This window comes from Methylotuvimicrobium sp. (assembly GCF_050611805.1).
Lineage (GTDB): Bacteria > Pseudomonadota > Gammaproteobacteria > Methylococcales > Methylomonadaceae > Methylotuvimicrobium.
This window is the reverse complement of record NZ_JBNGHF010000036.1, coordinates 25,849-48,920: the sequence shown is the minus strand read 5'-3', so window position 1 is coordinate 48,920 and position 23,072 is coordinate 25,849. Positions and strand designations below refer to the sequence as shown.

Sequence of the window (23,072 nt, the reverse complement as noted above, 5' to 3'; positions counted from 1 at the left end):
CTAACCGCTAACCGCTAACCGCTAACCGCTAACCGCTAACCGCTAACCGCTAACCACTCCCTTTATCAGGATAGTTGTTCAAGTTATTTGATGCGCGATTCTTAGCTACGGTAGTTATCAATAAAATGAAAAAATCCGAACGCCTGAAAACGATTGTCGAGTTAAATGTTGCCCAGGAAAAAAAAGCCTTGGAAACATTCGGGCAAGTGCAAAAAAAACAAGTTCAATTGCAAATGCAGCTCGATCATTTGATTAATTATCGTCAGGAATACCAGGAAAAATTCGACGCTTTCTGTAAAACCGGCGCTAGGGTCGGGCAATTGCTGGAGTTTAAGTCTTTTTTGGATAAACTCGATCAAGCGATTAACGGACAGGAGCAAGCGCTGCAGTCATTGGATACGGAACTAAGTCGGGTGCGCGGAAATTGGATAGGACTGCATAATCGAACTAAGAGCCTGTCGAAATTATTTGACGCGGCGCAAGCCGATGAAGTTAAGCAGTTAGATAGACGCGAGCAGAACGAACAGGATGATAGAGTCGCTTCAGGGCGGCGCGGCGGCACGAAAAATGCTGGATAAATCCGTAACAGTTAAGAGGAAAAGTATATGAGCGCTTTAAATTTATTGACGATGTTATCCGGTTCGATCGGCAAAGAAAATTTAAGCCGGCTTTTTCAGGGAGAAGATAAAACATCCGGTGACTTTGCCGAAACCTTGATGGCTCAGATCGGTTTGCTCGCACAACCCGAATCTCAGGAAAATTTAACGTTGCCAATAACTGATTTTGCGGAAATATCCGAACAATTAACGCAGTTGACAAGTTTTGATTCCGAACAAATGAGTTCGACTATGCAAGAAATTGCCGGTTTGTTGGGCAATAAATTGCCGTCCTCGGAGCATTTTGATCAAGAAATCGATCTAGAGAAAACGATGCAGAAGTTAAGCGAGGTACTCGCTCATATTGAGGCCGCGACCGAGTCGTTGACTAATTCGACTGGTATGTCCGGCAATGTCGAACGCGCCGTAACGGATGAAGCGAAGTTGCTCGATCATTCTGCTGAGGAAACCCCAGCTGCCATTCCGTTAACGACAATGCCTCTGAATATTATCGAAAACCCGGATAAGACGATACTGGCGGTCGATGCGAATACTAAGCTGCCGCTTGAGGATCAGAACGATACCGGGATTACCGATGGTGAGGGAAATATTCCTAAATTAATCAAAAATATATTACAAAACGGAGAGGAGCTGAGCAATGGCAAGTCGCTGATCGAAGAACAGCGTATTGCTGGGGAAAGCAAAGTATCGGCTGACGGAAAGGCTGTTGACCCGCATGCCAAGACCGATTCCAAAACCGCAAGTATTGAAAAAAAATTAGCGCCTTCTACGGCTGTTGAGAAACCGGTTCCGAAAATGGCGTTGGATATGGCTCAATTACACCGGCAAATTGCCGGTCAAACAAAAATCGAAGCACCGGCAATGAGCAAGCCGATGGCGCATCCCGAATGGGGCCAGGAGCTAGGCGAACGGATTGTTTGGATGAATAATCGGGCCATGCCGTTTGCCGAACTTAAACTAAATCCTCAGCATCTCGGGCCTATTTCAATTCGTATCGATATGAATCAAGATCAAACTACAATCGCATTTTCCGCTCAACAAGCTGCGGTAAAAGAAGCCATAGAAGCCGCGATCCCGAAGTTACGTGAAATGATGGGGGTTCAACAGTTGAATGTAGCTGAGATTAGCGTGACTCAAGCTTCGCTTAACGAACAAACTAAGTTACCGGGATTTGGTCAAACCGCTCAACATCAAAACGAAGGTGGACAAAAAAATAGCCGTGGAACCAGGCCTTTTGAAAACTCGGGCAGTGCGGCTAATGCTAGCGAAGATGTTGATAATGCAAATGCGGTAACCAGTTCAGGAATATTGAGTATTTTTGCATGATGGGAGTGTAATTTGTTAATCCTAAAGAGCACGGCGGCGTGTCTTTTAGTATGCCATGCTTCGACTTGGCTCGGCGCGAACGGTTATCTGTTTTTTTCCTAGAAATGATTCTGCCGTATCATGCTCCAGTTTTATTTGTAAAAGCTGTGGGAAATGGTCGTGGTTTTTAATTTATAATTCAACGCCTTATGTCAGTAGGCATTGCATTTGATAAGGCTGGATTAAGGAAATGAATAAATTTTCGATTTTTGCTTTCGATTGCTCGGAAATTATTTAAGAAATCGGGTAATGTTCTCTTCGGAGATAAAAAATTTATTCAATTTCAAGAGGATATTTATATGGATTCTCAGCTTCTAACACAACAGCGCGCACAATTTATTGACCGAGTGCATCAGGAATTTTTAGTTATGACAGGCTACGGTGCACATGTTCATGTCAATACACATGGCATTTTGATGTTATTCAATCAATTTTTAAACCAACAAAGACCGGAGAGAGAATTTATCAGAGCAGCGATTAGTTCTCTTAAGCGGACATAATTTCCAGTCTTATTCTTCGCGCGGTCAGGGCTACTTTTCGATGCTTACAAGGAAACCGTTGGTAGACTAGCACTCAGTCAATCTTGTCTTGACGGGTAAAGGTAAATCCGTTCGTCCTGAGCCTGTTGAAGGATGAATTGATTTACGCTGAGTTAAATAATTTTTATCCGAAATTGTAAAAATGACTGAGTATTAGTCATGTATTGGCAGTCGACGCTTACAGCGTAATCGGCACGGTTTCTGTGATTAGATAGGCTCAAGCTTTAACCGCTACGCCAAATAGAAAAGAGTAACCAAATTCCGCCCAATAATGCGCCGACGAAAGCGGTCAAACCGATCAACGATGAGGCACCACCTTCAACGGTCGAGACAATAGAGCTGCCGATAATCATTGCCGCAGTAACTAAGCTGACGGAAATTCGATTGACCACACGGTCGAGCTCCTTGCCCAGCCATTCCGGTCGCGTGATGTCCAATCGAACGCTCAACGCACCTCGTCGCAAATCCTCCATAATTCGGTGCATATCTTCCGGTAACTCGCTTAGCATTTCAACGAGTCCGGCCGCCGATTTAAAACCGCGACGCGCCATGGCTTCGGGATTGTACCGGAGTAGAAACGCCCTTTTGAGTAGCGGTGTTGCCGTCACGACCAAATTAAATGACGGATCGAGTTGTCGTCCCAAACTTTCCAATGTAATGAATGTTTTAATTAATAATGTCAGATCGGCCGGCAAATTGAGCTGATGGTCGCGTAGTAAATTCGTTAAATTAAATAGCAACTCTCCTATGTGCAGGTCTTTCAATGGGATATCGTGGTATTGGTCGATAAAATTGTCGATTTCCAGCGTCAATGCGTCTTTATTTGCCATCGACTTATCGGCCCATTTCAAAAGAATTTTGACGACGATATCCGGATCGCGCTCCACTAAACCGTGCAACAGATTGACGACTTGATTCCTCCGTTCGTCGGTGAGTCTGCCGACCATGCCGAAATCGATAAACGCGATGCGATTGCCGGAAAGAAAGAAGCAATTCCCGGGGTGAGGGTCGGCATGAAAAAAACCGTCTTCTAGAATCATTTTAAGCACCGCATCGGCACCGGTTTTAGCCAGTTTTTTCCGGTCTAAATTTGAGTCATCGATGCGATCGATATCATGACCCGAAATGCCGTCGATGTATTCCTGAACATTCACGCGCTCAGAAGTCCATTGCCAATATACTTTGGGAATAATGATAGTGCGGCTTTTTTTAAAGTTGACGCGCATGCGTTCGCTATTGCGCCCTTCGATAGCCAAATCCAACTCTCGACGCATTGATAATGTGAATTGGCGTACGATTTCCTGTGGATTATAACGACGCAGATCCTTGATTTCCCGGGCTGCAACCTCGGTCATTTGGTTGAGTAGGCGCAAATCCGCTTCGACGGTAGGCCGTATGCCGGGACGGCGGATTTTGACAATAACCTGAGTGCCATCCTCCAGCGAAGCTTTATGAACTTGGCCAATCGAAGCGGCTGCTATCGGCGTTTTGTCGAAAGTTGCAAAGACTTCGTGCGGCGGGGCCCCCAGGTCTTCCTCTAGCTGTGCCAAGATTTTATCGATCGGTGCCGGACGGGCTTGGTCCTGCAGTTTTTCGAACTCGGCAATCCAGGTAGGGCTGAACAAGTCGGGGCGAGTTGCGAAAATCTGGCCCAGTTTCACGAAAGTAGGGCCCATTTCTTCCAGAACTCGACGAATGCGTTCCGGTGGTTCCATACTGGTCAATTCGTCGATTTCATGCCAGTGCAAAACATGGCCGGCGCGCTCAACAAGACCAACAATGCCGAGTCGGCGGACAATATCGCCGAAACCATAGCGGATCAAAATCGAAGTGATTTCATGAACGCGTCCGAAATCTCTAGCGACGGAAAAGGTTTCCAATATCATTATGTTGGTATGCTGACGGTTAGGTGGCGGAAATGAATGTCAATATGGGAGAGGGATATCTCGGTAAGTCAATGGTTCATAATTTATATAGTTAGCAGTTAGCAGATCGTTAACTTTGGGTTGAAATTCATGTCTGCGTCAAGTTCATATATACCCGTAGTAGATCAAAATTCGGTGCCGGGATGTCCGCCAAAGGACGCCGTGAATACGTCCATGTAGACTCTATGCTAGCTCCATGCTGACCCCTCACCTAACGCTAGGTGAGGGCTCGGATACCCCGGCGCCTCCTCCGGCACTGCCGAAATTTGAAGTGCGAAAGGTATACAAAGAACATGAATAATCGGGAGATTCATATTTGTTATAAAAGTTTCATAAGCCATCGGTCGTAACTTTATCGGCCATATGAATAGCCAGCCAAATCGTGTCACTGTTTCGATCGGTCCATTCTACCCGATGTAAGGTATGTGCCGGGATTAATAAATAATCTCCGGGATTTAAAACAATATCTTCGGGGCGGTTTTTATAACGTAGTTTCGCTTGCCCTTGAAGGAGCAGTACCCACTCGTCCCAGTCTTGATCGTACCAATGGCCGGCTTTTGTCGATTGATTCCTAGAGACAATCCGCTCAATGCGGACATGATCGGTTTTTAGCACGGTTTCGAAGAGTTCTTCGGGTAATCGACTTGGAATGTTTGCGAAAATATTGGAATAGCTTATGGACATCGTTAATATGAATCCAGTCAAAAAGCGATAAATATAGCAAAGGTGAAAGGTGAAAGATGAAAGATTCGCTGTTTCCCAAGCTCCTGCTTGGGAAACACTTGCGCGAAGCTCTAGCTTCGCGGTGCAAAAGTTATTGTGGAGGCGGGGTAAGCAACTCCGATTTAAACGATCAAGTCTATAACTTTTCCTGATTAGCAAGTTTCTTCAGCTAAAGCCCAAAAACCAGCATATCCCTAGCAGGACGGGGTTTGCGACCCCGTCCCGCAGAAGTGGCTACGACTGACCACTGCTCGGACAGTTGGCTTCGGCAAGCTGAAGCATCTTGCTAATCAGGTAACTTTTTACCGAATGCCTCGAGGCCTCTCCATACGGTAATGCCAAACTTTGGAGTGCGAAAGGTGTATATTCTAGCCGTCGATACATTTTAGATGGAAGACTGAACGCTAATAATTGTTGCTGATTTGAAGTTACAATGATCGTCAACCAACACAGAGAGGTAGTATCATGAATTTAAAAGATATTGATTGGCAAGCGGGATTTGATAAGGGTGTTGTCGGAATGCGATGGGCTTTAAGGGGCCTGGATAAGCTTAAGTGTCTCGACTTTATAGCGCCTTTGTTGTTACGTCTTTATCTCGTTCCGGTACTCTGGATGGCCGGGTCGAAAAAATTCGCCAATTTTTCCGATACGGCGGCATGGTTTGGTGATGATCAGTGGGGATTGGGCTTGCCATTACCTTATTTGCTGGTATTCCTAGTAGCATTGATCGAAGTATTGGGATCGGTTTTTTTGTTGATCGGATTCGGAGTCAGATTGATTTCATTACCGTTGATGATCGTAATGGCGGTGGCGGGAGTTTTGGTGCATCTCAAGAACGGCTGGCTCGCGATTGCGACCGGTTCCGGATTATTGGCAACCGACCGTACGATCGGTGCGGTAGAGCGACTGGAACAGGCCAAATCGATCTTACAGCAATACGGCAATTACGACTGGCTGACTGAAAACGGGGCCTTCGTCGTATTGAATAACGGAGTCGAATTTGCCGCAACTTACTTTATTATGTTGTTAGTATTGTTTTTTATCGGCGCCGGACGTTATGTCAGCATCGATTATTGGCTGGCGGCAAAATACTCAGAGGAATAGCTATATGTTGATTAAATCCAAAGCGGTCGTCTCGGAAAACGACGTGACCGACCGGACAGTTTTCGAAGCCCGCAGAAGCATTATTAAAGCCGCACTGACGTTACCTTTGGCGGGAGCGCTACCGAGTATTTCGGAAGCCAAAAACAAAATATATACCGAGGTTCCGGTCGGCCCCTATTCGGCGGATCTAGAGCCGAACAAATTTGAAGATGTCGCCAACTATACTAATTACTATGAATTTTCGACCAATAAGACCGACTCGACAGTCCTGGCGCGGCCCTTGGTAACAAGGCCTTGGTCGGTCGCCGTCGAAGGCGAAGTCGAAGCGCCCGGCGTCTACGATTTGGAGGATATTCTCAAGGCCAATCCCTTGGAACAGCGTATTTACCGATTCAGATGTGTCGAGGCTTGGTCCATGGTTGTGCCGTGGATCGGCTTTCCGTTGGGGGCAATGCTGAAACAGTTCAAACCGACCTCGAAAGCTAAATATGTCGAATTTACGACATTATATAAACCGTCGATCATGGTCGGTCAGAAAAGTAGCGTATTGGAATGGCCTTATGTCGAGGGTTTGCGTATCGACGAAGCAATGCATCCCCTAGCGTTCATCGCAACCGGAATGTACGACGACGTTTTGCCGAATCAAAACGGCGCTCCGTTACGTCTGGTCGTCCCGTGGAAATACGGATTTAAGAGCATCAAGGCAATCGTCAAGATTCGCTTTCAAGAAGACATGCCAAAAACGGCCTGGAATAAAAGCGCACCGCATGAATATGGTTTTTTTGCCAACGTCAATCCAGACGTGTCGCACCCGCGTTGGAGTCAAAGCCGCGAACGCGTTCTCGGCGCAAGTATTTTTACACCAAAACGCAAAACCGAGTTATTCAACGGGTATGGTGAAGCCGTCGCGTCTTTATATGCGGGTATGGATTTGACGAAGAATTTTTAACCCTAAATTCGAGATGAAGGATTGCAAGCGGCATTACTGCTGCCAGCATCCTCGTTAGGTACTTTTCGTTCCTTGATGTTTTCCGTTAATAGGGCGGGCGTAGCTCTCAATGGAATCAAGGCATCTCGGCCGGGCGGGTAAACACGTAATCGGTTTTTTCGGCCTTGGCATGACAACCGGCGCATTCCTGCGCGAAATTGGCGTTATCACCGTAAGGTTTCAGTTCCTTGCCGACCCAGCGCGCATAGCCCCAGCCTTGAGTCGATAGGTATTTTTTGCTGTCTTTAATCATGAATTCGAAATGTTGCACATCGCCTGGAACGGTTGCGGCTTCCCACAACGGGTGCTGTCTGTCTTTCCAGACCAGTTTTGCCAGTATCGCGCCTTCCGGCCACGGATTGATATTGCCGCTGCGGGCGGCTTTGACTGCGATGCTATTGCCGAGAATTCCCCGCAGCGAATGGTTATCGGTCCGGTGCGCGACACCGATGAATTGCCAGTTTTGGTAATTTTTCGGCATTTCGATGCCGTTCGGCGTGGTTGCCGGTTGTTTAGTTTCGGCATAAGCGCTGAAAGATATCGACAGGCTGATGGCGATCGTTGAACACAGTCGTAATGGTAATGTGTATTTCATGGATTATTCCTCTTCACGTTGGTTGATATTTGATGATCTTAAAAAGCATTTCACCATGATGATCATGAAGAATAAGAAGCAAGTTCAGTAACTTCTTATTTGTTGGTAGTAAGCGGTAAGCTTATTCTAAATTTGCTGCCTTTGTTTACATGGGATTCTACCTCAATCTTACCGTTGTGGTTTTGGATGATTTTATAGGATAGCGATAAACCCAATCCGGTTCCTTGCCCAACCGGCTTCGTCGTAAAAAACGGGTCGAAAAGTTTAGAACGGATTTTTTCAGGAATACCTTTGCCGGTGTCTTCGATTTCAATCCAAATGCGGTCTTTTTCGGTCCCGGTTCTGATATAAATAGTACCGAATGTTTCGATGGCGTGAGCGGCGTTGACCAATAAGTTCATGAAGACCTGATTTAACTGTGCGCCAATGCATAGATAAGGTTCTAATCCGGTATATTCCTTGACGATTTTCGCTTTGTATTTGAGTTCGTTTTGAATGATATTCAAAGTAGCGTCGATGCCAGCCTCAATGTTGAATAGTTCCATTTCCTGCTTGTCGATCCGGGAGAAATCTCTAAGATCCTGAACAATCTTACGCGCGCGCGTCGCTCCTTCGATCGATTCATCGACCAGATCCGACAAGTCGGTTTTTAGATAATCGATATCGATTTTTTCCTTTAGCCGATGGTAAGCAAGAACTTCGAGGTTATCGGCGGGCAGTTCCTGGGCAAGCCTTTCGGCCGCCTCTGAAAACTTCAGGATATCGTTCAGATATTGTTTCAGGCTATTTAGGTTGGAAAAGATATAACCTAACGGATTGTTGATTTCATGAGCGACACCGGCGGCTAGTTGCCCGATAGAGGCCATTTTTTCGGATTGAATCAGATGGGCTTGGGTTTCTTTTAGGCGTGCATTCAGTCGGACTTGTTCGTTTTTTTCCGCTTCCAAGGTTTTGTTGGCATTGAGCAACTGCTGCGTCCGTTCCTCGACTTGTTCCATCAATAACTGATTGATGCGGGCGATTGTGATTTCGGCATTCTTTTGATTAGTAATATCCATGCCGCAGCCCATGAGTCCGGCAAAACTGCCGTTTCTTCTGATTCGCGGGACGCCTGTTTCCAGAATCCAGACAATACTTTCATCTTCTCGACGCAAGCGGTACTGAATCTTGAATTTTTTTAAGTCGGACGCGGCATGAGCATAGGTATCCGCAACTTTATCCCGATCGTCGGGATGAATCATGTCTAACCATTGAGAATGGTTGCCGGAGCCTAAGGGGATATTGAATTTTTTATAACGGTAACGATTGCAGAAGACGGGAATGTTTTTGGCATTGGAAATCCATATCAATGCCGGTAAATTATCGGCCATCTCCTTGAAGCGGTCTTCGCTTTCCCGTAAGGCCGAATAGAGATTGCTTTGCATGATAATGCCGGCTTGGTCGATCTTGGCCGCATCGGCAATCGGCTTGCCGAGCATGCAATCGGCCATTTTTTTATCGGTGCCTAGTATGTGCCGGTATAGCCAATCGAATAGAAAATCGAGTAAGTGATGCAGTAGAAAAGATGCGTTATCCGGCTTTTGATTGCGCGCTTCGACGATTGTTTCGACAAATTGTCGATGTTCGTTTTTGTGCGATATGAACAATGCTTCCTCGAAGTCCGATTGTTGCATCAATTTCTCTTCTTCATCGAAATGATAGCGTGTGTAATCGATCAAATCGTCGAGAAGTTCGGTGATTGTATCGGGGGCATGGCCTAAGGCTACGGCTTCGTCGAGACGATTGATCAGCTCTAAAAGTCGGCGGTGCTGATCGTCTACGCTGGCTATGCCTAATTTAAGACTATCGTTCCAAGTTAAAATAGAATCCATATTATTCGAATCGGTTAAGGATTTCGTGATAAATAAAGCCCTGGAGCTGTGAGTTTTGTTGAGACGGCGGCGACGGGTGCCCGGAGCCGAATTTTGATCTACATAAGGGTATCCGTTGAATAATCCCTTTTGATCGAAAAAAATCCGTCTTAGAACAAAAGGTATGGGATGTGTCTATCGAGGACCGCCGTGAACCATCCATGGGGGCTTGACGGCAGCGCTCGAACGCCAAGGATGGCGTGAATGCAGATTTTGCATGGAGCAAAAATCTGCCCTGCTGCCGACATCCTCGCTAGCCACACCTCATACCTTCATAAAGTTAGCCATTTTTTGAGTATAAAGGGAGTAGTTACGGATTAGAGTTCTGTCGGTTTAACAGCGCTATACGTATAATTTTGGCTATGTTCGCGTTAGCAGTTGAAACAGTTCTCTTTCCTACTAAATAAACTATTTAGGAAATAGCCAATGATTGCTTTCCCAAACACTGAGCGTGGAAGAGTGTACGATTACTCGCTCGACAGGACGCCGTAAATACCTCCATGTAGGCTTGACGGCGGCTTTTCCCTGCCGCCGACACCTGTCAATCGAGCAACCGTACCCTCCTTTCAACCATTAGAGCGATATTGAAAAAAGGAAAGTTTTTCAGAGTTGTATCCTTGGGTTTCAAGTTGGCTTTAAGTTCAAAAGTATCAACTATTAACGCGAACATAGCCATAAATTTCGTAGTATAGCCTAAAGTTGAATTGTTTCGTTCGTTTGGCGTAGACTGGCGTAAGTGTATGGGCAGCAATTCGTTTTGCGAATGGCGGCTATACTGGATGTTTTATTCATCGGTCGATTTTCCCTAAGGTCATGGCTCAATACGACGAAAGCAGTCAAAAACTGACGATCAAGCTGGTTTATTACGGCCCGGCCCTCAGCGGCAAGACGACTAATTTAATGCGTCTGCACGATATTTTAACGCCCGATATGAAAGGCGAGTTGATGATCATGGAAACCGCCGACGACCGAACCTTGTTTTTTGATTTATTGCCGTTGGGTTTTCGCGCACCGTCCGGATTATTGATCAAATTCAAGATTTACACGGTGCCGGGACAGGTGATACACGACAGTACGCGCAAGGCCGTGTTGTCCCGGGCCGACGGCGTCGTGTTCGTTGCCGATTCGCAACGGACGCAAAGCGTCAATAACGGCGAGTCGTTTGAAAATTTAGCCGCAAACGCCGCGCGCGTCGGGCTCGATTTTCAGCAATTGCCGTTGGTCGTGCAGTTCAACAAGCGCGACTTGCCGGCAATTCTGAGCGAACAGGAAATAATGGCGCGGTGGGAAAAGGCGCCGTGGCCGGTTTTGTTTAGTTCTGCATTGACCGGCGAGGGCATCATCGAGACCTTCAAGGCTTTGTTGGCGGCCGTTTATCGAACTTGCGATCGGCTGTACCGCTTGCAATCGGATCATGGTCTCGATTGCGATAGCTTTATCGCGCAAACGTTGGGCGGTTCATTATCATCGGCAAGAGGTTGAGACGATGTACGACTTTCAATCGGGGGGCGATTTCGAACGCGATTTGAACCTTGACGAACTCTTGACAGGTATCGACAAGAGCCGCTTGATTTCGGCATTGAATGTCTTATTGGACACTACGGTCGGCGTCGTGGACGATACAGGGGCAAGTGTAATCGGCGACAACAGCTCGAAGACGGTTGATCGGGTGCCCTTGCATGGCGAGCTGGAGCCTGTCGGCTTTTTGCAGACACGAACCGCCGTTCCATCCGAACGCTTGAGTGCCGCGGCCGATTTGATGCAGCTGATTTTGTGCTGCAATGCTCGCTATTTGTTGGCATCCGATATTCATCTACAAACCCAGCGCGACGATTTCGAGGAATTACAGCGCAGAAACGTGGCTTTGCAAGCGTCCGAAGCGCGCTACAAAAAACTTTCCGAAAGTTTGGAAATACGCGTCAAGGAGCAGGTTAAAACGATCGAAAAGGCGCATTTGAAGCTTTATAGAAATGAAAAGCAGGCTTCGGTAGGTCGGTTGGCGGCCGGTGTGGCGCATGAGATCAACAATCCGTTAGGCTTCATTCGTAGCAATGTCGCTACCGCCGCATCCTATCTGGAATCGTTTTACGAATTCAATGCTTTGATCGATAACGGGGCTTCATCGAAGGAATTATGCAAAGTCTGGGAAGAACGGGAATTGTCGTTATTGCTCGACGATTTCAAGGATTTGATGAAAGAAAGCCTCGAAGGGCTCGATCGTATCGCTAAGATCGTTATTGCATTGAAGGGTTTTTCGCGTATCGATCAAACCGAAACCGAACGAGCCGATATCGATACGATCGTTCGGCAAATCTGCCAGGTTGCCGAATCGCAATGGCAACAAAAAGCGAAACTCGTTTTGGAGCTGTCTTCGGAAAACCCGATTCAATGTCAATCCGCGCAATTAGGCCAAGTCGTATACGGGCTGCTGGGTAATGCGGTAGATGCGATCGAAACAAACGGCATTATTCGTATCCGCACCGCTGTTCGAAACGGGGTTGTCGTGCTCGAAGTTCAAGATAATGGACGCGGCATTCCGGAGGCGGTTTTGGCGCATGTGTTCGAACCGTTTTTCACGACTAAAGAGGTAGGGCAGGGGACGGGGCTGGGCTTGACCGTTTGTCACGATATAGTCAAAGAGCACGGCGGCACGATCGAAATCGTGAGCCAGGTAAGTAAGGGGACTCGGGTAACGGTTAACTTACCTGTGCAGAATGCTATTCAGTAATCTAATTGAGTCTTAATAATGTCGTTTTATGCCTCATTGTTTACCGGTGGCCAAAATACTGACGCCACGGACGAGCAAAACGATACGCAGCAAGCATCCAAGTCGTACGGTATCTTACTGGTCGACGACGAACCCAACGTACTTAGTGCGTTACGGCGCGTGTTCCGTCAGGAGAACTACCGCGTCGAAGTCGCCATGTCCGGCGACGAAGCTTTACACACGCTCGCGAACGGTCAATTTCAACTCGTTATTTCCGACTATAAAATGCCGGGGATGAACGGCGCCGAATTGCTACGGCGCGTCAAAATGCTTCATCCCGACATTATTCGAATCATGTTGACCGGCGAGGCCGATACCGGCGCGGTACTCGGTGCGATTAACGAAGGCGCGGTCTATAAGTTCATTCTCAAACCCTGGAATAACGACGATTTGCGTATTACGGTCGGCTTGGCGCTGGAACAGTACGACCTGATCGAAAAAAATAAAAAGCTCCAGCACGACAATGTCAATAAAACCAAGGAGATTAAGCGGCTCAGCAAACTGGCCGTGTCCGATAGCGCCCGAATCGCGATCATGCTGCATAAAAAACAATTGCTCAGCGATCGGCAGCTTCAAGAGTTATACAAAATCAAGCAGACTCGAAAGGATTCGATGCTCAAATTGATATTGGAGCGCGAATGGGTGGCCGAGAAAACGATTCGCAGCATTTTACGTAAGGAACTGCTCATCGAAGAAGTCTCGCTGCCGGAGTTTCAGGTCAATCCCGAAGCGGTCGAGCTGTTGCCTCGTTCGGTGTGCGAACAACATTGCGTATTGCCGTTGAAAGTCGATCAACGCCAATTGTTACTGGTCATGGCCGACCCGCTCGATATGGGCTTGCAGGCGGAATTACGGTTCATGACCGGCTTGACGATTGAAACCGTGATGGCCGATATCGCCGCGATCAAGAAAAAAATCAATGCCGTTTACGGCGACGAGCCTAGCTTCGGCGAAATCGAAACCATAGTTTCCGCTCTGGACCCGTTCGAGACGATCGAAGTCGTCATCGATCACGAAGACGATATTTCGCTTGAACAATTGCTGCAGGAAACGTCCGAACCGCCGGCAATACGATTGGTCAATTCGATCATCATCGAAGCGATACGCCTGAGAGCCAGCGATATTCATATTCAACCGCGAACGAAAAGCATCGTCGTTCGTTACCGAATCGACGGTATATTGTTCGATAAGATATACATCCCGAACCAACTGCACAATCAACTCGTTTCGCGCATCAAGGTCATGGCTGAAATGGATATAACCGAGCGGCGCAGGCCTCAGGACGGACGGATTACTGTCAAAACGCCGATGCGTATCGTCGACCTTAGAATTTCGACTCTGCCGGTCATCAACGGCGAAAAGGTCGTGATGCGAATTCTGGACAGGAATGCACAGATTCAAAGTATCGATAACCTTGACGTTGCGGAATCGGAACGAGAAAAGTTGCTGCACCTGATCAACAAACCGCAAGGTATCGTCCTCGCGACCGGGCCGACCGGCAGCGGCAAGACGACTACGCTTTATGCCTTACTGCAGCACGGCGTGACACCGACCAAAAACTATCTCACGATCGAAGAGCCGGTCGAATATTTTCTCGATTCGGCCGGCCAGGTCAATGTGCGCGAAAAGATCGGATTGACTTTTCCGATGATATTGCGCGCGATTTTACGGCAAGACCCCGATGTGATTCTGTTAGGTGAAATCCGCGATTTCGAAACCGCCGAAGTGGCGTTTCAGGCGGCCCTAACCGGGCACTTGGTGTTTTCTACGCTGCATACCAATTCCGCATTGGCAACGGTGGCAAGATTGATCGATTTAGGCTTGAAGCCGTTCATCGTCGCCAGCGGGCTTGAAGGTGTAATTTCTCAGCGCTTGGTGCGCAAGATTTGCACGCATTGCCGGGAAGTCTGCGCGCCCGATCCCGAAACGATGCGCATGCTCGGTCCGTTATTCAATACAAACGCGATCGAAGTATACCGGGGCAAAGGGTGCGAAAACTGCGGCAATACCGGCTATCAGGGCCGAGTGTGCTTGATGGAGATTTTGGCGCTCAACGAAGCCATGCGCGATCTGATAACCGCACAGGCCAGTTTCGGCGACCTGAGAACTTTGGCGGTTGAAAACGGCTATCGAACGCTGCTCGACGATGCGTTCGATAAGGCCGTTGCGGGTACGACGACTTGTGAGGAAATATTGCGCGTTCTGGGTCCGCAGAGTTGTTTCTGAGTCGCGCCTCGAAATAAAGGGCTACGATTACGATAATCATCAACCTAGAAAAACATTTCACTATGAAGATCATGAAGAATAACAAGTCAATTCAATAGCCCGCCATGCTTATGCAAAACAATTTTGCTCTCCTGAAAAGCTGCGAAAAGTTAATGAATATCCTATTGAAATACTCTAATAACTTCATGTACCTCAAGGTTAAATTGCCGAATTTAGGTTTATAGGAATTTATTTATGACTGACTTCGAGCCACCATCGGAGCGAGTGCTCTTACTCGTCGACGACGAAATCAATATCGTCAAAGCTTTGAAACGGTCCTTGCGTAGAGATGGCTATCAAATTTTGACAGCCAATAGCGGTGCTGAAGGACTGGAATTATTGGGTCGACAACGCGTAGGCGTTATCGTTTCCGACCAGCGCATGCCGCACATGACCGGCGCCGAGTTTTTAAGCGATGTCAAAGTACTGTACCCCGATACGATGCGCATCATGTTGTCCGGCTACACCGATTTGGAGTCGGTGACCAATGCGATAAATGAAGGAGCGATTTATAAATTTTTAACCAAGCCGTGGGAAGACGATTTGTTGCGGGACAATATCCGTATTGCGTTCGAACATTATGAAATGGCATTAGACAATCGGCGTCTGACCGCCGAGTTGCAACATGCCAACGAGGAACTCCAGCAATTCAACCGGGAATTGGAGAGCCAGGTCAAAGAAAAGACACGAGAAATTATACGCAATGTCAATCTGCTGCCGGTCTCGCAAGAGATCCTCGAGCATTTGCCGGTAGCTGTGGTCGGTATCGATGAACAAGGCATGATCGCCGTCGCGAACCGCGAATCCAACAGATTGCTTCGTGGTTCGTCCCTAGGCGGACTTGTCGGTTTGCAAGCAAGCGAGGTAATGCCGTCGGAAGTCATGGGCTGGGTAGGTCAATGTTTCGGCGGTGCTTTACTGGATAATAATGCCGCACGGATCTTAACTCTAGGAGGCGTCGAGACGACCGTTTCGGTGCGGGCGATGGGCTATTCCAGCGGCGCCAGAGGTGCCATTGTTGTGTTAACCAAGGCTTAATTTATGACCTCCAATGATTTCGGTTACCAGTCCGAAGATTGAGCCGATCTCGCCGGAAGAGCATTGCTACAAACCACGCTTGGTATGAAAACGCCTGCAAATTACAAGGGCGTAGGGTACGCTGCGCGTACCAAAGCCGTGCCCGGGCGGTTCGAATAGACAGCGAAGTTTGTAAGTGATCAAGAATGCATATTGGTTAAATAGCCCCCCACAGGGATATTTTGTTAAACCATTAAAATCAATAAATTCTTGTCAAAAGATGTAAAGAATTGAGGTATAAGAGGCTAAAGCAAGTTTTGGAGACGCTATGCTGTTCAATGAAAATAAGCAATTGCAATGGATTAACGAATTGTATCAATTGGGTCAATCCGATTCATTACAAGAAAATCCCGTTCAATTTTACCGAGATATTCTTCGCTTTATTTTGGAAGGGCTCGATGCCGATACCGGTTCGTTGATCATGCTTGACAATGAACGCTATGTCATCAAATCCGGAGTCGGATTGCCCGAAGCATGTATCGGACGGCCGATATCGGATCATAGTGCCGTCATTCGTTGGGTGTTGGATAACCGGCGCGCATTATTGCTCAAAGGTAAAATCGATCAAGATCCCCGCTTTAAGAATCATGGTCCGAGATCCGATTCGCGTATTCCGGCGGCGGCCCTCTGTTGGCCTCTGATTTTGGGACAACGCTCGATCGGTACGATTTGCGTAAATAAATTAAATGAACCATCGGCATATACCGAAGCGGATCTGGAAAGTGGCCAATTAATGGCCAATGCGATCGCGCTGGCGATTGACAATATGCTGCTGAACATCGACCGACGCAAGCACATTCAAGAACTGGCCGGTACTAACCGCCAGTTGCAGATTATCCGGCGACGCTATGAAGAGTCGGAAAAACGTTTGCTTGACATCCTAAATTCATTGGACAGTGTGGTTTGGTCGATGGAGCCCGGAACATTGAAACTCCTCTATTTGAACGATGCGGCCGAGGACATTTCCGGCAGACCGGTCCGGGATTTTTTCGAAAGTCCGGATTTATGGTTGTCCATCGTTGATCCTAAGGACAGACAAAACGTCGAAAACCGGTTAGCCGATTTACCCGCGACCGGTTCCCATAAGCTCGCTTACCGCATCATACGTCCCGACGGCGAACAGCGCTGGTTGTATCAATCGATGCGTTATGTTCGCGATGAAAACGGAGAGCCGCTCCGTATCGACGGTATCACGGCCGATATTACCGGGCATAAAAAGGCCGAGGACTTGCTAAAACAGCGTAATACGGAATTACAGCAAGCATTGACACAACTTCAAGAGCTGCAGCAGCAATTGATGCAATCGGAAAAAATGTCGTCAATCGGTCAGTTGGCGGCCGGCGTCGCTCATGAAATCAACAACCCGATCGGCTACATCAATTCCAATCTGACAGCTTTGAAAAACTATATAGAGGATTTACTCGAGCTGGTGGAAATGTATGAAAATCTCGATTCGGTTTGCAGCGATGCGGAACGGCTCGGTCCGTTACAGGCATTTAAACGGCAGATCGACTTGCCTTTCTTGAAAGAAGACGTGCTCGACTTGTTGAACGAATCGCGGGAAGGTGCGGATCGGGTCAAAAAAATCGTGCAGGATCTCAAGGATTTTTCTCATGTCGGCGGAGACGATGACTGGCAATGGGCGGATTTACAGGCTTGTTTGGATAGTACGTTGAATATCGTGCATAACGAGACCAAATACAAAGCGGACATTATAAAGGAATACGGCAATCTTCCTCGGGTCTGGTGTTTGCCGCATCAACTGAATCAGGTGTTCATGAATTTATTGGTTAACGCCGCGCATGCCATTGAAGACAAAGGCACCATCACGATTCGTAGCGGGACCGAAGACGGCGGACGGGTATGGATCGAGATTACGGATACCGGCAAAGGCATTGCGCAGGAGCACATTACTAAAATTTTCGATCCGTTTTTTACGACCAAACCGGTCGGAAAAGGAACCGGTTTAGGGCTTTCGGTTTCGTACAACATCATCAAAAAACATGACGGAGAAATTCGATTGGACAGCCGAGTAGGCGGAGGTACGACGTTTCGGATCGTGTTACCGGTTAAACATAATGAGCCGGGCAAATGAATGCCTGCCTACATTAGCCCTTTCCCGAGTTGCTATGAACCTAAAATGAGCAGTTGGCATGTGTTGTAGATCGTTTGTGCTGAGCCAAGTGGAAGCAGCATGAAGGGTTTACAATACTTTCGCTGTAAGTATTTTCAACCCTCTCTCTTAAAAACATGGGCTAGGGGAGTTTTTTTAAATAAACTCCCTTTTACAAAGGGGGGCAAAGTTCCTGATTGTTTTAAATGCATAGGTCTGAATAATTATTTTTCATCAACAGGCTCAGGGTGAACGATAGTTTGAGGCTGTCAACTGCTCTTTGTAGAATTAAGGCATGTAGCCCGTATGCAGCGTAGCGGAATACGGGAATGGCATGGCTCCGAACTTCCCTGATTGCGCTACGCTCCATCTGGGCTACGCTGCTTAGACTCGCAGGAAACGGTCGGTAGCGTTTTAGCAGCGAGGGCTGTGCTTAGCTTAATGCATATGGGTATTCAGCCCTTCCCGGAAAACAGTGGAGGAGATCTGAATACTTGCACTTCATGTGCTTCATGGTAAAACTGCCGAATTTCGGTTGAAAACTCCCACCACTACCGGGACACTTAAAAATTCAAAGTGAATTGTAGGGTACGCTGCGCGTACCTAATGTCGGCGCAGAGTACACATGAGGTCACGTTAATCTAAAAGCGAGCCACCTGCGGTACGCACAGCGTACCCTACATCGCTTGGCGTAGTATTAATTTCAACTGTTAACGCGAACATAGCTTAAATTAAGGCTGATTTGCCGAGCCTCATTCGGTCGTATTCGAAGCTTTGCCCAAAGGCGTTCCGGTTGAAGAATTAACGATGAGTTCAGGTATCGAATGTAAAGACAGAGTTTTGGAGACGCCGCCGAGTTTCACTGCTTCCTTGGGCATGCCGTATACGATGCAGGAGGCCTCGTCTTGCGCGACGGTGAACGCGCCGGCATCGAACATTTCTTTCATACCCTTCGCGCCGTCGTCTCCCATGCCGGTCATGATGATACCGACGGCGTTCGGGCCGGCTGATTGGGCGCAGGAGCGGAATAAAACGTCCACGGACGGCCGGTGCCTGCTGACCAACGGCCCGTCCTTGACTTCGACACGATATTGCGCGCCGCTACGGCGCATTAGCATGTGTTTGCCCCCCGGGGCGATCAGAACTTGTCCGGGAATGACCCGGTCGTTGGTTTCGGCTTCCTTGACGGAGACTTGGCAAAGGCCGTCAAGTCGCTTTGCGAAGGCAGCGGTAAATGCCTCGGGCATGTGCTGTACAACTACCAGTCCCGGCGAGGTTCGAGGGAGCTTGGTTAGTACAAACTCCAAGGCCTGAGTTCCACCCGTCGAAGTACCAATGGCAATCACCCTATCGGTCGTTTCCGATAGGGGCTTTAAATGCGAAGGGGCGATGACCGCATCGGCATTTTGTTTCGGTTTGGGCTCGGTACTTGACGGCATGCTTTTTATTTTACCAACCCGGGCATGGGCCGCGGCTTTCACTGCATCGATAATCAGCGTGTTGGATTCTTCAAGGAAGTGGCGTAGGTTGACCTTGGGCTTAGTGATGATGTCGACCGCTCCGGCACTCATCGCCTGCATGGTCACTTCGGCGCCTTTTTCGGTTAAGGTCGAGCAAATAACGACCGGAGTTGGGTGTTCGTGCATGATTTTCTTGAGAAAGGTTACGCCGTCCATACGCGGCATTTCGATATCCAACACGATCACGTCCGGCCATTCCTTTTCCATTTTTTGCAGGGCAAAAATCGGGTCAGGCGCCGATCCGATAACTCTGATGCCGGCAGTGCCTTCGAACAATTGTGTAAGGACCTGTCTAACAACCGCCGAGTCGTCTACGATGAAAACTTTGATGATATTCATGCTTTGTATTTTATATTTATAAGTGGTTAGGCAAAAACCAGTTGGTTGCCTTACCAAAACTCCACGTCGGATTTGAGTTTTTCTTGTGCATCGATGCGTTTTTTCCAAAAAGAGCGCTCTTGTTTTTCTAGCTGATGTGTGAGCGCGGTTTCGATGGTTTTGACGTATACCGAAAAATCCCTACTGACGAAATGAATGCTACGGCCTACTGTGCCTCCGAAGCTCGCCGCCAGTATCGGTATTTTTTCTTGTGCCAAGAATGTTTTGATGAATTCGATATTGACTTCACCGACGGAGAGTTTGTCAGTTTTGTCGCTACGTAAGTGTAGTACATTGCCGCCGCCGAAACATTTGGCTTTGATTTGCGATTTTTTTGCCCCCTTTTTCATCATATCGTTGATTAGCAGCTCCATGGCATAAAGTCCGTAACGGCCTTCCTCGGTTTCGATAATCGGACGGCTTCGGGAATGATGCTGATAGGCGAGTAAAAAGTGATTCATCCCCGCTATTTTGTTGACCGGATCGAAGAGACATGCAGCGACGCAAGAACCCAGCAAGGTCGATATTAACTCGCCGCTGGTACTGACATAGTACTCGCCGGGTTCGATAATCACGCGGCGAGTTTCTTTATAAGGTTGAACGATCATTTTTTCTGAAAATCGATGGTTTGATCATTTCTAGATCGCTGGTTATCCGATGCAGGCTTTCGGAGTGGCTGATGAAAAAATAGCCGCCCGGTTTCAGTGCTTTGATTATGCGCTCGACAACCGCTTTTTTGGTATTTTGATCGAAATAAATCAAAACATTGCGTAAAAAAATCACGTCGAAGTGTTTGATAAGCTTGTTAGGTAGCGATTGCATCAAGTTGATTTGTTCGAAGTGCGTTCGGTCGATCAACGACACGTCGACCCGGAAAAAACCTTCTTGCGAGCGCACGCCCCGTAAACAGTATTTTTTTAGTAAGGCGGGGTCCATTTGTTCCAAGCGGGCCATCGGGTAGATGCCATTTCGAGCAGTGTCGAGTACTCGTGTGCTCAAATCGGAACCCAGTATATCCCATTTCTTTCGACCCAATGTTTCCGCCAAAATCATCGCCAACGAGTAAGCCTCTTCCCCTGATGAGCAAGCCGCGCTCCAGGCGTTAAAGTGTTCTCCTTGCCAGGATTTTAAAAGAGTTGTTCGCAAAAATTCGAAGTGTTTGGGTTCGCGAAAAAAATAGGTTTCATTGGTGGTTAAAAAATTAACCATGATTTGAAATTCATCGGCAAATTCGGGTTTGCTCAGTAATCGAAAATATTCCCCGTAGTTACTCAGTCCATGAAAATGTAGGCGTTTGGCGAGCCTTCCGGCAACCATGACTTTTTTTTCAGGTGCTAAATAGATGCCGGCGTGTTCGTAAATCAAGCGCTGAAAGCAATCGAATTCTTTTTTAGTAATGGGTGAAATGCTAATCGTTGTATCCTTGATTCATACGCAAATCGCTCATATCTCGGCCAAGAAAGAACGTTGATTGTGTTGTGTGGCGTAAAACCTTACTATAATTGATAACTTAACAGTGCCAAAAAAGGAAATATTTAATGTCTTTTTCCGATAACACGCCAAAAATTGCCGCAAACGGAAAATTCGCCTTCTATAGCATGCCGACAGGTTTGGGGGTGCTCGGGGGTGGGGTGGCTGTCTGGCAAGGCGCATTTAATCTCGCCGGCTTTATCTCAATGGGAATACTTACGGTAATCGGTTTCATTATCGGGTTAACATTGTTTAGGCGTCAACAAGAGAGTTTGAATTGCTTGGATGCCCAGTGGAAAAACGATGAAAGCGCCAAGCTGAACGATGCAAATGCATATTCGATCGAGTTGGAAAAGCTAATTATGGAGGTTGTACCGATAGTTATCCGTCAAGTCGGGACCTCCCGTGCTCATACCGAGCAGGAAATTACCACGTTATCGGTTCAATTTTCAAACATGGTTTCGCAAATCGACGCGTTGAGCGGCCAGACGCAACAAGGCCATCAAGAAGATCATATCGATGCCTTGCTTAGCGGAAGCCGCACGACTTTGGAAGGCGTAATCCAAAACCTTAATCAGATCAATCAGGCCGAACGAGTTATGATCGATCAGGTTAGAGAGCTATCGACGTACACCAACAGTCTCGATATTATGGCGCAAGAAGTTCGTAAAGTCGCCGAGCAAATCAATTTGCTGGCTTTGAATGCGGCGATCGAAGCGGCCAGAGCCGGGGAGCATGGGCGCGGTTTTGCGGTCGTTGCCGACGAGGTCAGAAAACTGGCTGGCTTTTCATCGACGACCGGCGAAAGAATTAGTCGGACGGTCAATGAAATTATTGCAGCGATGAACACAACACTGAGAACGGCAGAGTCGTCGACGGAAAGTGACGAACAAAATATCGGTTCCGCAGATCACGCGATCAACCAAGTCATGTCCGATATCAAAGCGACTTTGACGGCTTTTAAAGATGATGCAGTCGAATTAATGGATAATAGCGAGCAAATCCGCGATCAAATTTATTCGGTTTTAACAGCGTTGCAATTCCAGGATCGAGTCACTCAGATGCTTGATCATGTCGAACATAATTTAGAACACCTGCAAAATGCTATCGAAAAAACGCAAGGAGCCGGACATATGCGTCATGCCGATATGATTAACGTCGAACAAACCTTATCGACAATGGAGCTCAGTTATACGATGCCCGAAGAGTTGATTAATCATGCTTCGGCTACAACTTCTCATGACCGGTCGAGCTATTCCGACGATCTTACTTTTTTCTAATTCAAGGAGAACCTCTAACATGGCTAAAACGATCATGATTGTCGATGATTCCGCTTCTATCCGGCAGGTCGTCAGCATTGCGTTGAAAGGCGGCGGTTACGACGTTTTAGAGGCGTGCGATGGTAAAGACGCGCTGAACAAACTGAAAGGCCAAAAAATTCATCTGATCATCACCGATGTCAACATGCCGAATATGGACGGCATTACCTTTGTGCAAGAAGTCAAAAAATTACCGGATTATAAGTTTACGCCGATGATGATGTTGACTACTGAGGCCGCCGAAGATAAAAAACAGGCAGGGAAAGCGGCCGGTGCTAAGGCGTGGTTGACTAAGCCGTTTCAGCCGCAGACCTTAATGACGGCGGTATCGAAATTGGTTTTACCTTAATCAGAGTATGGGTATGTTAAACAGTTTAATGACTGCTATCTTTATTAT

Annotated in this window: 19 protein-coding genes; 12 read left to right on the top strand and 7 right to left on the bottom strand. The window is 47.4% G+C overall.

From position 1 onward, the window contains the following. Positions 1 to 125: 125 nt before the first annotated feature. From fliJ to ACRJJO_RS15920, 3 genes are all read left to right on the top strand, one after another. Positions 126 to 578, top strand: coding sequence for a flagellar export protein FliJ (gene fliJ, locus ACRJJO_RS15930; protein WP_431066658.1), 453 nt, complete (start codon positions 126 to 128; stop codon positions 576 to 578). A gap of 27 nt (positions 579 to 605) precedes the next feature. Next, positions 606 to 1,943: a flagellar hook-length control protein FliK gene (locus ACRJJO_RS15925; RefSeq protein WP_431066657.1), complete on the top strand. Its 1,338-nt coding sequence runs from the start codon at positions 606 to 608 to the stop codon at positions 1,941 to 1,943. A gap of 338 nt (positions 1,944 to 2,281) precedes the next feature. Then, the gene (locus tag ACRJJO_RS15920; protein ID WP_431066656.1) at positions 2,282 to 2,482 is read left to right on the top strand and encodes a hypothetical protein; all 201 of its coding nucleotides are present in this window, start codon (positions 2,282 to 2,284) and stop codon (positions 2,480 to 2,482) included. Positions 2,483 to 2,745: 263 nt separating this feature from the next. On the opposite strand, the gene ACRJJO_RS15915 is transcribed toward ACRJJO_RS15920, so the two are convergent. Together ACRJJO_RS15915 and ACRJJO_RS15910 are read right to left on the bottom strand one after the other, a co-directional pair. After that, a complete protein-coding gene (locus tag ACRJJO_RS15915; RefSeq protein WP_431066655.1) occupies positions 2,746 to 4,407 on the bottom strand; it encodes an ABC1 kinase family protein in 1,662 nt (553 codons plus the stop codon). 369 nt (positions 4,408 to 4,776) lie between these two features. Then, entirely contained in the window at positions 4,777 to 5,130 is a 354-nt protein-coding gene (locus tag ACRJJO_RS15910; RefSeq protein WP_431066654.1) for a cupin domain-containing protein, read from the bottom strand. A gap of 504 nt (positions 5,131 to 5,634) precedes the next feature. Here ACRJJO_RS15910 and ACRJJO_RS15905 point away from each other — a divergent pair. Both ACRJJO_RS15905 and msrP read left to right on the top strand, forming a co-directional pair. Then, positions 5,635 to 6,273 carry an HvfX family Cu-binding RiPP maturation protein gene (locus tag ACRJJO_RS15905; protein ID WP_431066653.1) on the top strand — a complete coding sequence of 213 codons (639 nt, stop codon included), beginning with the start codon at positions 5,635 to 5,637 and terminating at the stop codon, positions 6,271 to 6,273. A gap of 4 nt (positions 6,274 to 6,277) precedes the next feature. Beyond that, positions 6,278 to 7,222, top strand: a complete 945-nt coding sequence (gene msrP, locus ACRJJO_RS15900) for a protein-methionine-sulfoxide reductase catalytic subunit MsrP (protein WP_431066652.1) — start codon at positions 6,278 to 6,280, stop codon at positions 7,220 to 7,222. A gap of 115 nt (positions 7,223 to 7,337) precedes the next feature. Here msrP and ACRJJO_RS15895 read toward each other — a convergent pair whose 3' ends face one another. Both ACRJJO_RS15895 and ACRJJO_RS15890 read right to left on the bottom strand, forming a co-directional pair. After that, positions 7,338 to 7,856, bottom strand: a complete 519-nt coding sequence (locus ACRJJO_RS15895; RefSeq protein WP_431066651.1) for a cytochrome P460 family protein — start codon at positions 7,854 to 7,856, stop codon at positions 7,338 to 7,340. A 95-nt stretch (positions 7,857 to 7,951) separates the two neighbouring features. Beyond that, complete coding sequence (locus ACRJJO_RS15890) at positions 7,952 to 9,727, bottom strand: bacteriohemerythrin (RefSeq protein ID WP_431066650.1); 1,776 nt, start codon at positions 9,725 to 9,727, stop codon at positions 7,952 to 7,954. A gap of 852 nt (positions 9,728 to 10,579) precedes the next feature. Here ACRJJO_RS15890 and ACRJJO_RS15885 point away from each other — a divergent pair. The 5 genes from ACRJJO_RS15885 to ACRJJO_RS15865 all read left to right on the top strand — a co-directional run bounded on the left by ACRJJO_RS15885 (position 10,580) and on the right by ACRJJO_RS15865 (position 17,970). Then, on the top strand, positions 10,580 to 11,248 hold the full coding sequence (locus ACRJJO_RS15885; protein ID WP_431066649.1) for a GTP-binding protein: 669 nt from the start codon (positions 10,580 to 10,582) through the stop codon (positions 11,246 to 11,248). A 4-nt stretch (positions 11,249 to 11,252) separates the two neighbouring features. After that, a complete protein-coding gene (locus tag ACRJJO_RS15880) occupies positions 11,253 to 12,494 on the top strand; it encodes a sensor histidine kinase (protein WP_431066648.1) in 1,242 nt (413 codons plus the stop codon). 18 nt (positions 12,495 to 12,512) lie between these two features. Beyond that, entirely contained in the window at positions 12,513 to 14,759 is a 2,247-nt protein-coding gene (locus ACRJJO_RS15875; RefSeq protein WP_431066647.1) for an ATPase, T2SS/T4P/T4SS family, read from the top strand. A gap of 234 nt (positions 14,760 to 14,993) precedes the next feature. Beyond that, entirely contained in the window at positions 14,994 to 15,836 is an 843-nt protein-coding gene (locus ACRJJO_RS15870) for a response regulator (RefSeq protein ID WP_431066646.1), read from the top strand. Between the two features lie 307 nt (positions 15,837 to 16,143). Continuing rightward, entirely contained in the window at positions 16,144 to 17,970 is a 1,827-nt protein-coding gene (locus tag ACRJJO_RS15865; RefSeq protein WP_431066645.1) for an ATP-binding protein, read from the top strand. 770 nt (positions 17,971 to 18,740) lie between these two features. Here the strand turns inward: ACRJJO_RS15865 and ACRJJO_RS15860 are convergent. The 3 genes from ACRJJO_RS15860 to ACRJJO_RS15850 are packed head-to-tail and all read right to left on the bottom strand — an operon-like array spanning position 18,741 to position 21,284. After that, positions 18,741 to 19,847, bottom strand: coding sequence for a protein-glutamate methylesterase/protein-glutamine glutaminase (locus ACRJJO_RS15860; RefSeq protein ID WP_431066644.1), 1,107 nt, complete (start codon positions 19,845 to 19,847; stop codon positions 18,741 to 18,743). Positions 19,848 to 19,897: 50 nt separating this feature from the next. After that, on the bottom strand, positions 19,898 to 20,494 hold the full coding sequence (locus ACRJJO_RS15855; protein WP_431066643.1) for a chemotaxis protein CheD: 597 nt from the start codon (positions 20,492 to 20,494) through the stop codon (positions 19,898 to 19,900). Continuing rightward, entirely contained in the window at positions 20,475 to 21,284 is an 810-nt protein-coding gene (locus ACRJJO_RS15850; protein ID WP_431066659.1) for a CheR family methyltransferase, read from the bottom strand. The genes ACRJJO_RS15855 and ACRJJO_RS15850 overlap by 20 nt, the downstream gene beginning before the upstream one ends. 140 nt (positions 21,285 to 21,424) lie before the next feature. On the opposite strand from ACRJJO_RS15850, the gene ACRJJO_RS15845 reads away from it, so the two are divergent. Together ACRJJO_RS15845 and ACRJJO_RS15840 are read left to right on the top strand one after the other, a co-directional pair. Continuing rightward, positions 21,425 to 22,636, top strand: coding sequence for a methyl-accepting chemotaxis protein (locus ACRJJO_RS15845; protein WP_431066642.1), 1,212 nt, complete (start codon positions 21,425 to 21,427; stop codon positions 22,634 to 22,636). 19 nt (positions 22,637 to 22,655) lie between these two features. Then, entirely contained in the window at positions 22,656 to 23,024 is a 369-nt protein-coding gene (locus ACRJJO_RS15840) for a response regulator (RefSeq protein WP_014149557.1), read from the top strand. Positions 23,025 to 23,072 lie beyond the last annotated feature (48 nt).

What these genes read in the sequence shown, in the direction of transcription:
- fliJ (WP_431066658.1), top strand. Translation starts at nt 126, where the DNA reads ATGAAAAAATCCGAACGCCTGAAAACGATTGTCGAGTTAAATGTTGCC.
- ACRJJO_RS15925 (WP_431066657.1), top strand. Translation starts at nt 606, where the DNA reads ATGAGCGCTTTAAATTTATTGACGATGTTATCCGGTTCGATCGGCAAA.
- ACRJJO_RS15920 (WP_431066656.1), top strand. Translation starts at nt 2,282, where the DNA reads ATGGATTCTCAGCTTCTAACACAACAGCGCGCACAATTTATTGACCGA.
- ACRJJO_RS15915 (WP_431066655.1), bottom strand. Translation starts at nt 4,407, where the DNA reads ATGATATTGGAAACCTTTTCCGTCGCTAGAGATTTCGGACGCGTTCAT.
- ACRJJO_RS15910 (WP_431066654.1), bottom strand. Translation starts at nt 5,130, where the DNA reads ATGTCCATAAGCTATTCCAATATTTTCGCAAACATTCCAAGTCGATTA.
- ACRJJO_RS15905 (WP_431066653.1), top strand. Translation starts at nt 5,635, where the DNA reads ATGAATTTAAAAGATATTGATTGGCAAGCGGGATTTGATAAGGGTGTT.
- msrP (WP_431066652.1), top strand. Translation starts at nt 6,278, where the DNA reads ATGTTGATTAAATCCAAAGCGGTCGTCTCGGAAAACGACGTGACCGAC.
- ACRJJO_RS15895 (WP_431066651.1), bottom strand. Translation starts at nt 7,856, where the DNA reads ATGAAATACACATTACCATTACGACTGTGTTCAACGATCGCCATCAGC.
- ACRJJO_RS15890 (WP_431066650.1), bottom strand. Translation starts at nt 9,727, where the DNA reads ATGGATTCTATTTTAACTTGGAACGATAGTCTTAAATTAGGCATAGCC.
- ACRJJO_RS15885 (WP_431066649.1), top strand. Translation starts at nt 10,580, where the DNA reads ATGGCTCAATACGACGAAAGCAGTCAAAAACTGACGATCAAGCTGGTT.
- ACRJJO_RS15880 (WP_431066648.1), top strand. Translation starts at nt 11,253, where the DNA reads ATGTACGACTTTCAATCGGGGGGCGATTTCGAACGCGATTTGAACCTT.
- ACRJJO_RS15875 (WP_431066647.1), top strand. Translation starts at nt 12,513, where the DNA reads ATGTCGTTTTATGCCTCATTGTTTACCGGTGGCCAAAATACTGACGCC.
- ACRJJO_RS15870 (WP_431066646.1), top strand. Translation starts at nt 14,994, where the DNA reads ATGACTGACTTCGAGCCACCATCGGAGCGAGTGCTCTTACTCGTCGAC.
- ACRJJO_RS15865 (WP_431066645.1), top strand. Translation starts at nt 16,144, where the DNA reads ATGCTGTTCAATGAAAATAAGCAATTGCAATGGATTAACGAATTGTAT.
- ACRJJO_RS15860 (WP_431066644.1), bottom strand. Translation starts at nt 19,847, where the DNA reads ATGAATATCATCAAAGTTTTCATCGTAGACGACTCGGCGGTTGTTAGA.
- ACRJJO_RS15855 (WP_431066643.1), bottom strand. Translation starts at nt 20,494, where the DNA reads ATGATCGTTCAACCTTATAAAGAAACTCGCCGCGTGATTATCGAACCC.
- ACRJJO_RS15845 (WP_431066642.1), top strand. Translation starts at nt 21,425, where the DNA reads ATGTCTTTTTCCGATAACACGCCAAAAATTGCCGCAAACGGAAAATTC.
- ACRJJO_RS15840 (WP_014149557.1), top strand. Translation starts at nt 22,656, where the DNA reads ATGGCTAAAACGATCATGATTGTCGATGATTCCGCTTCTATCCGGCAG.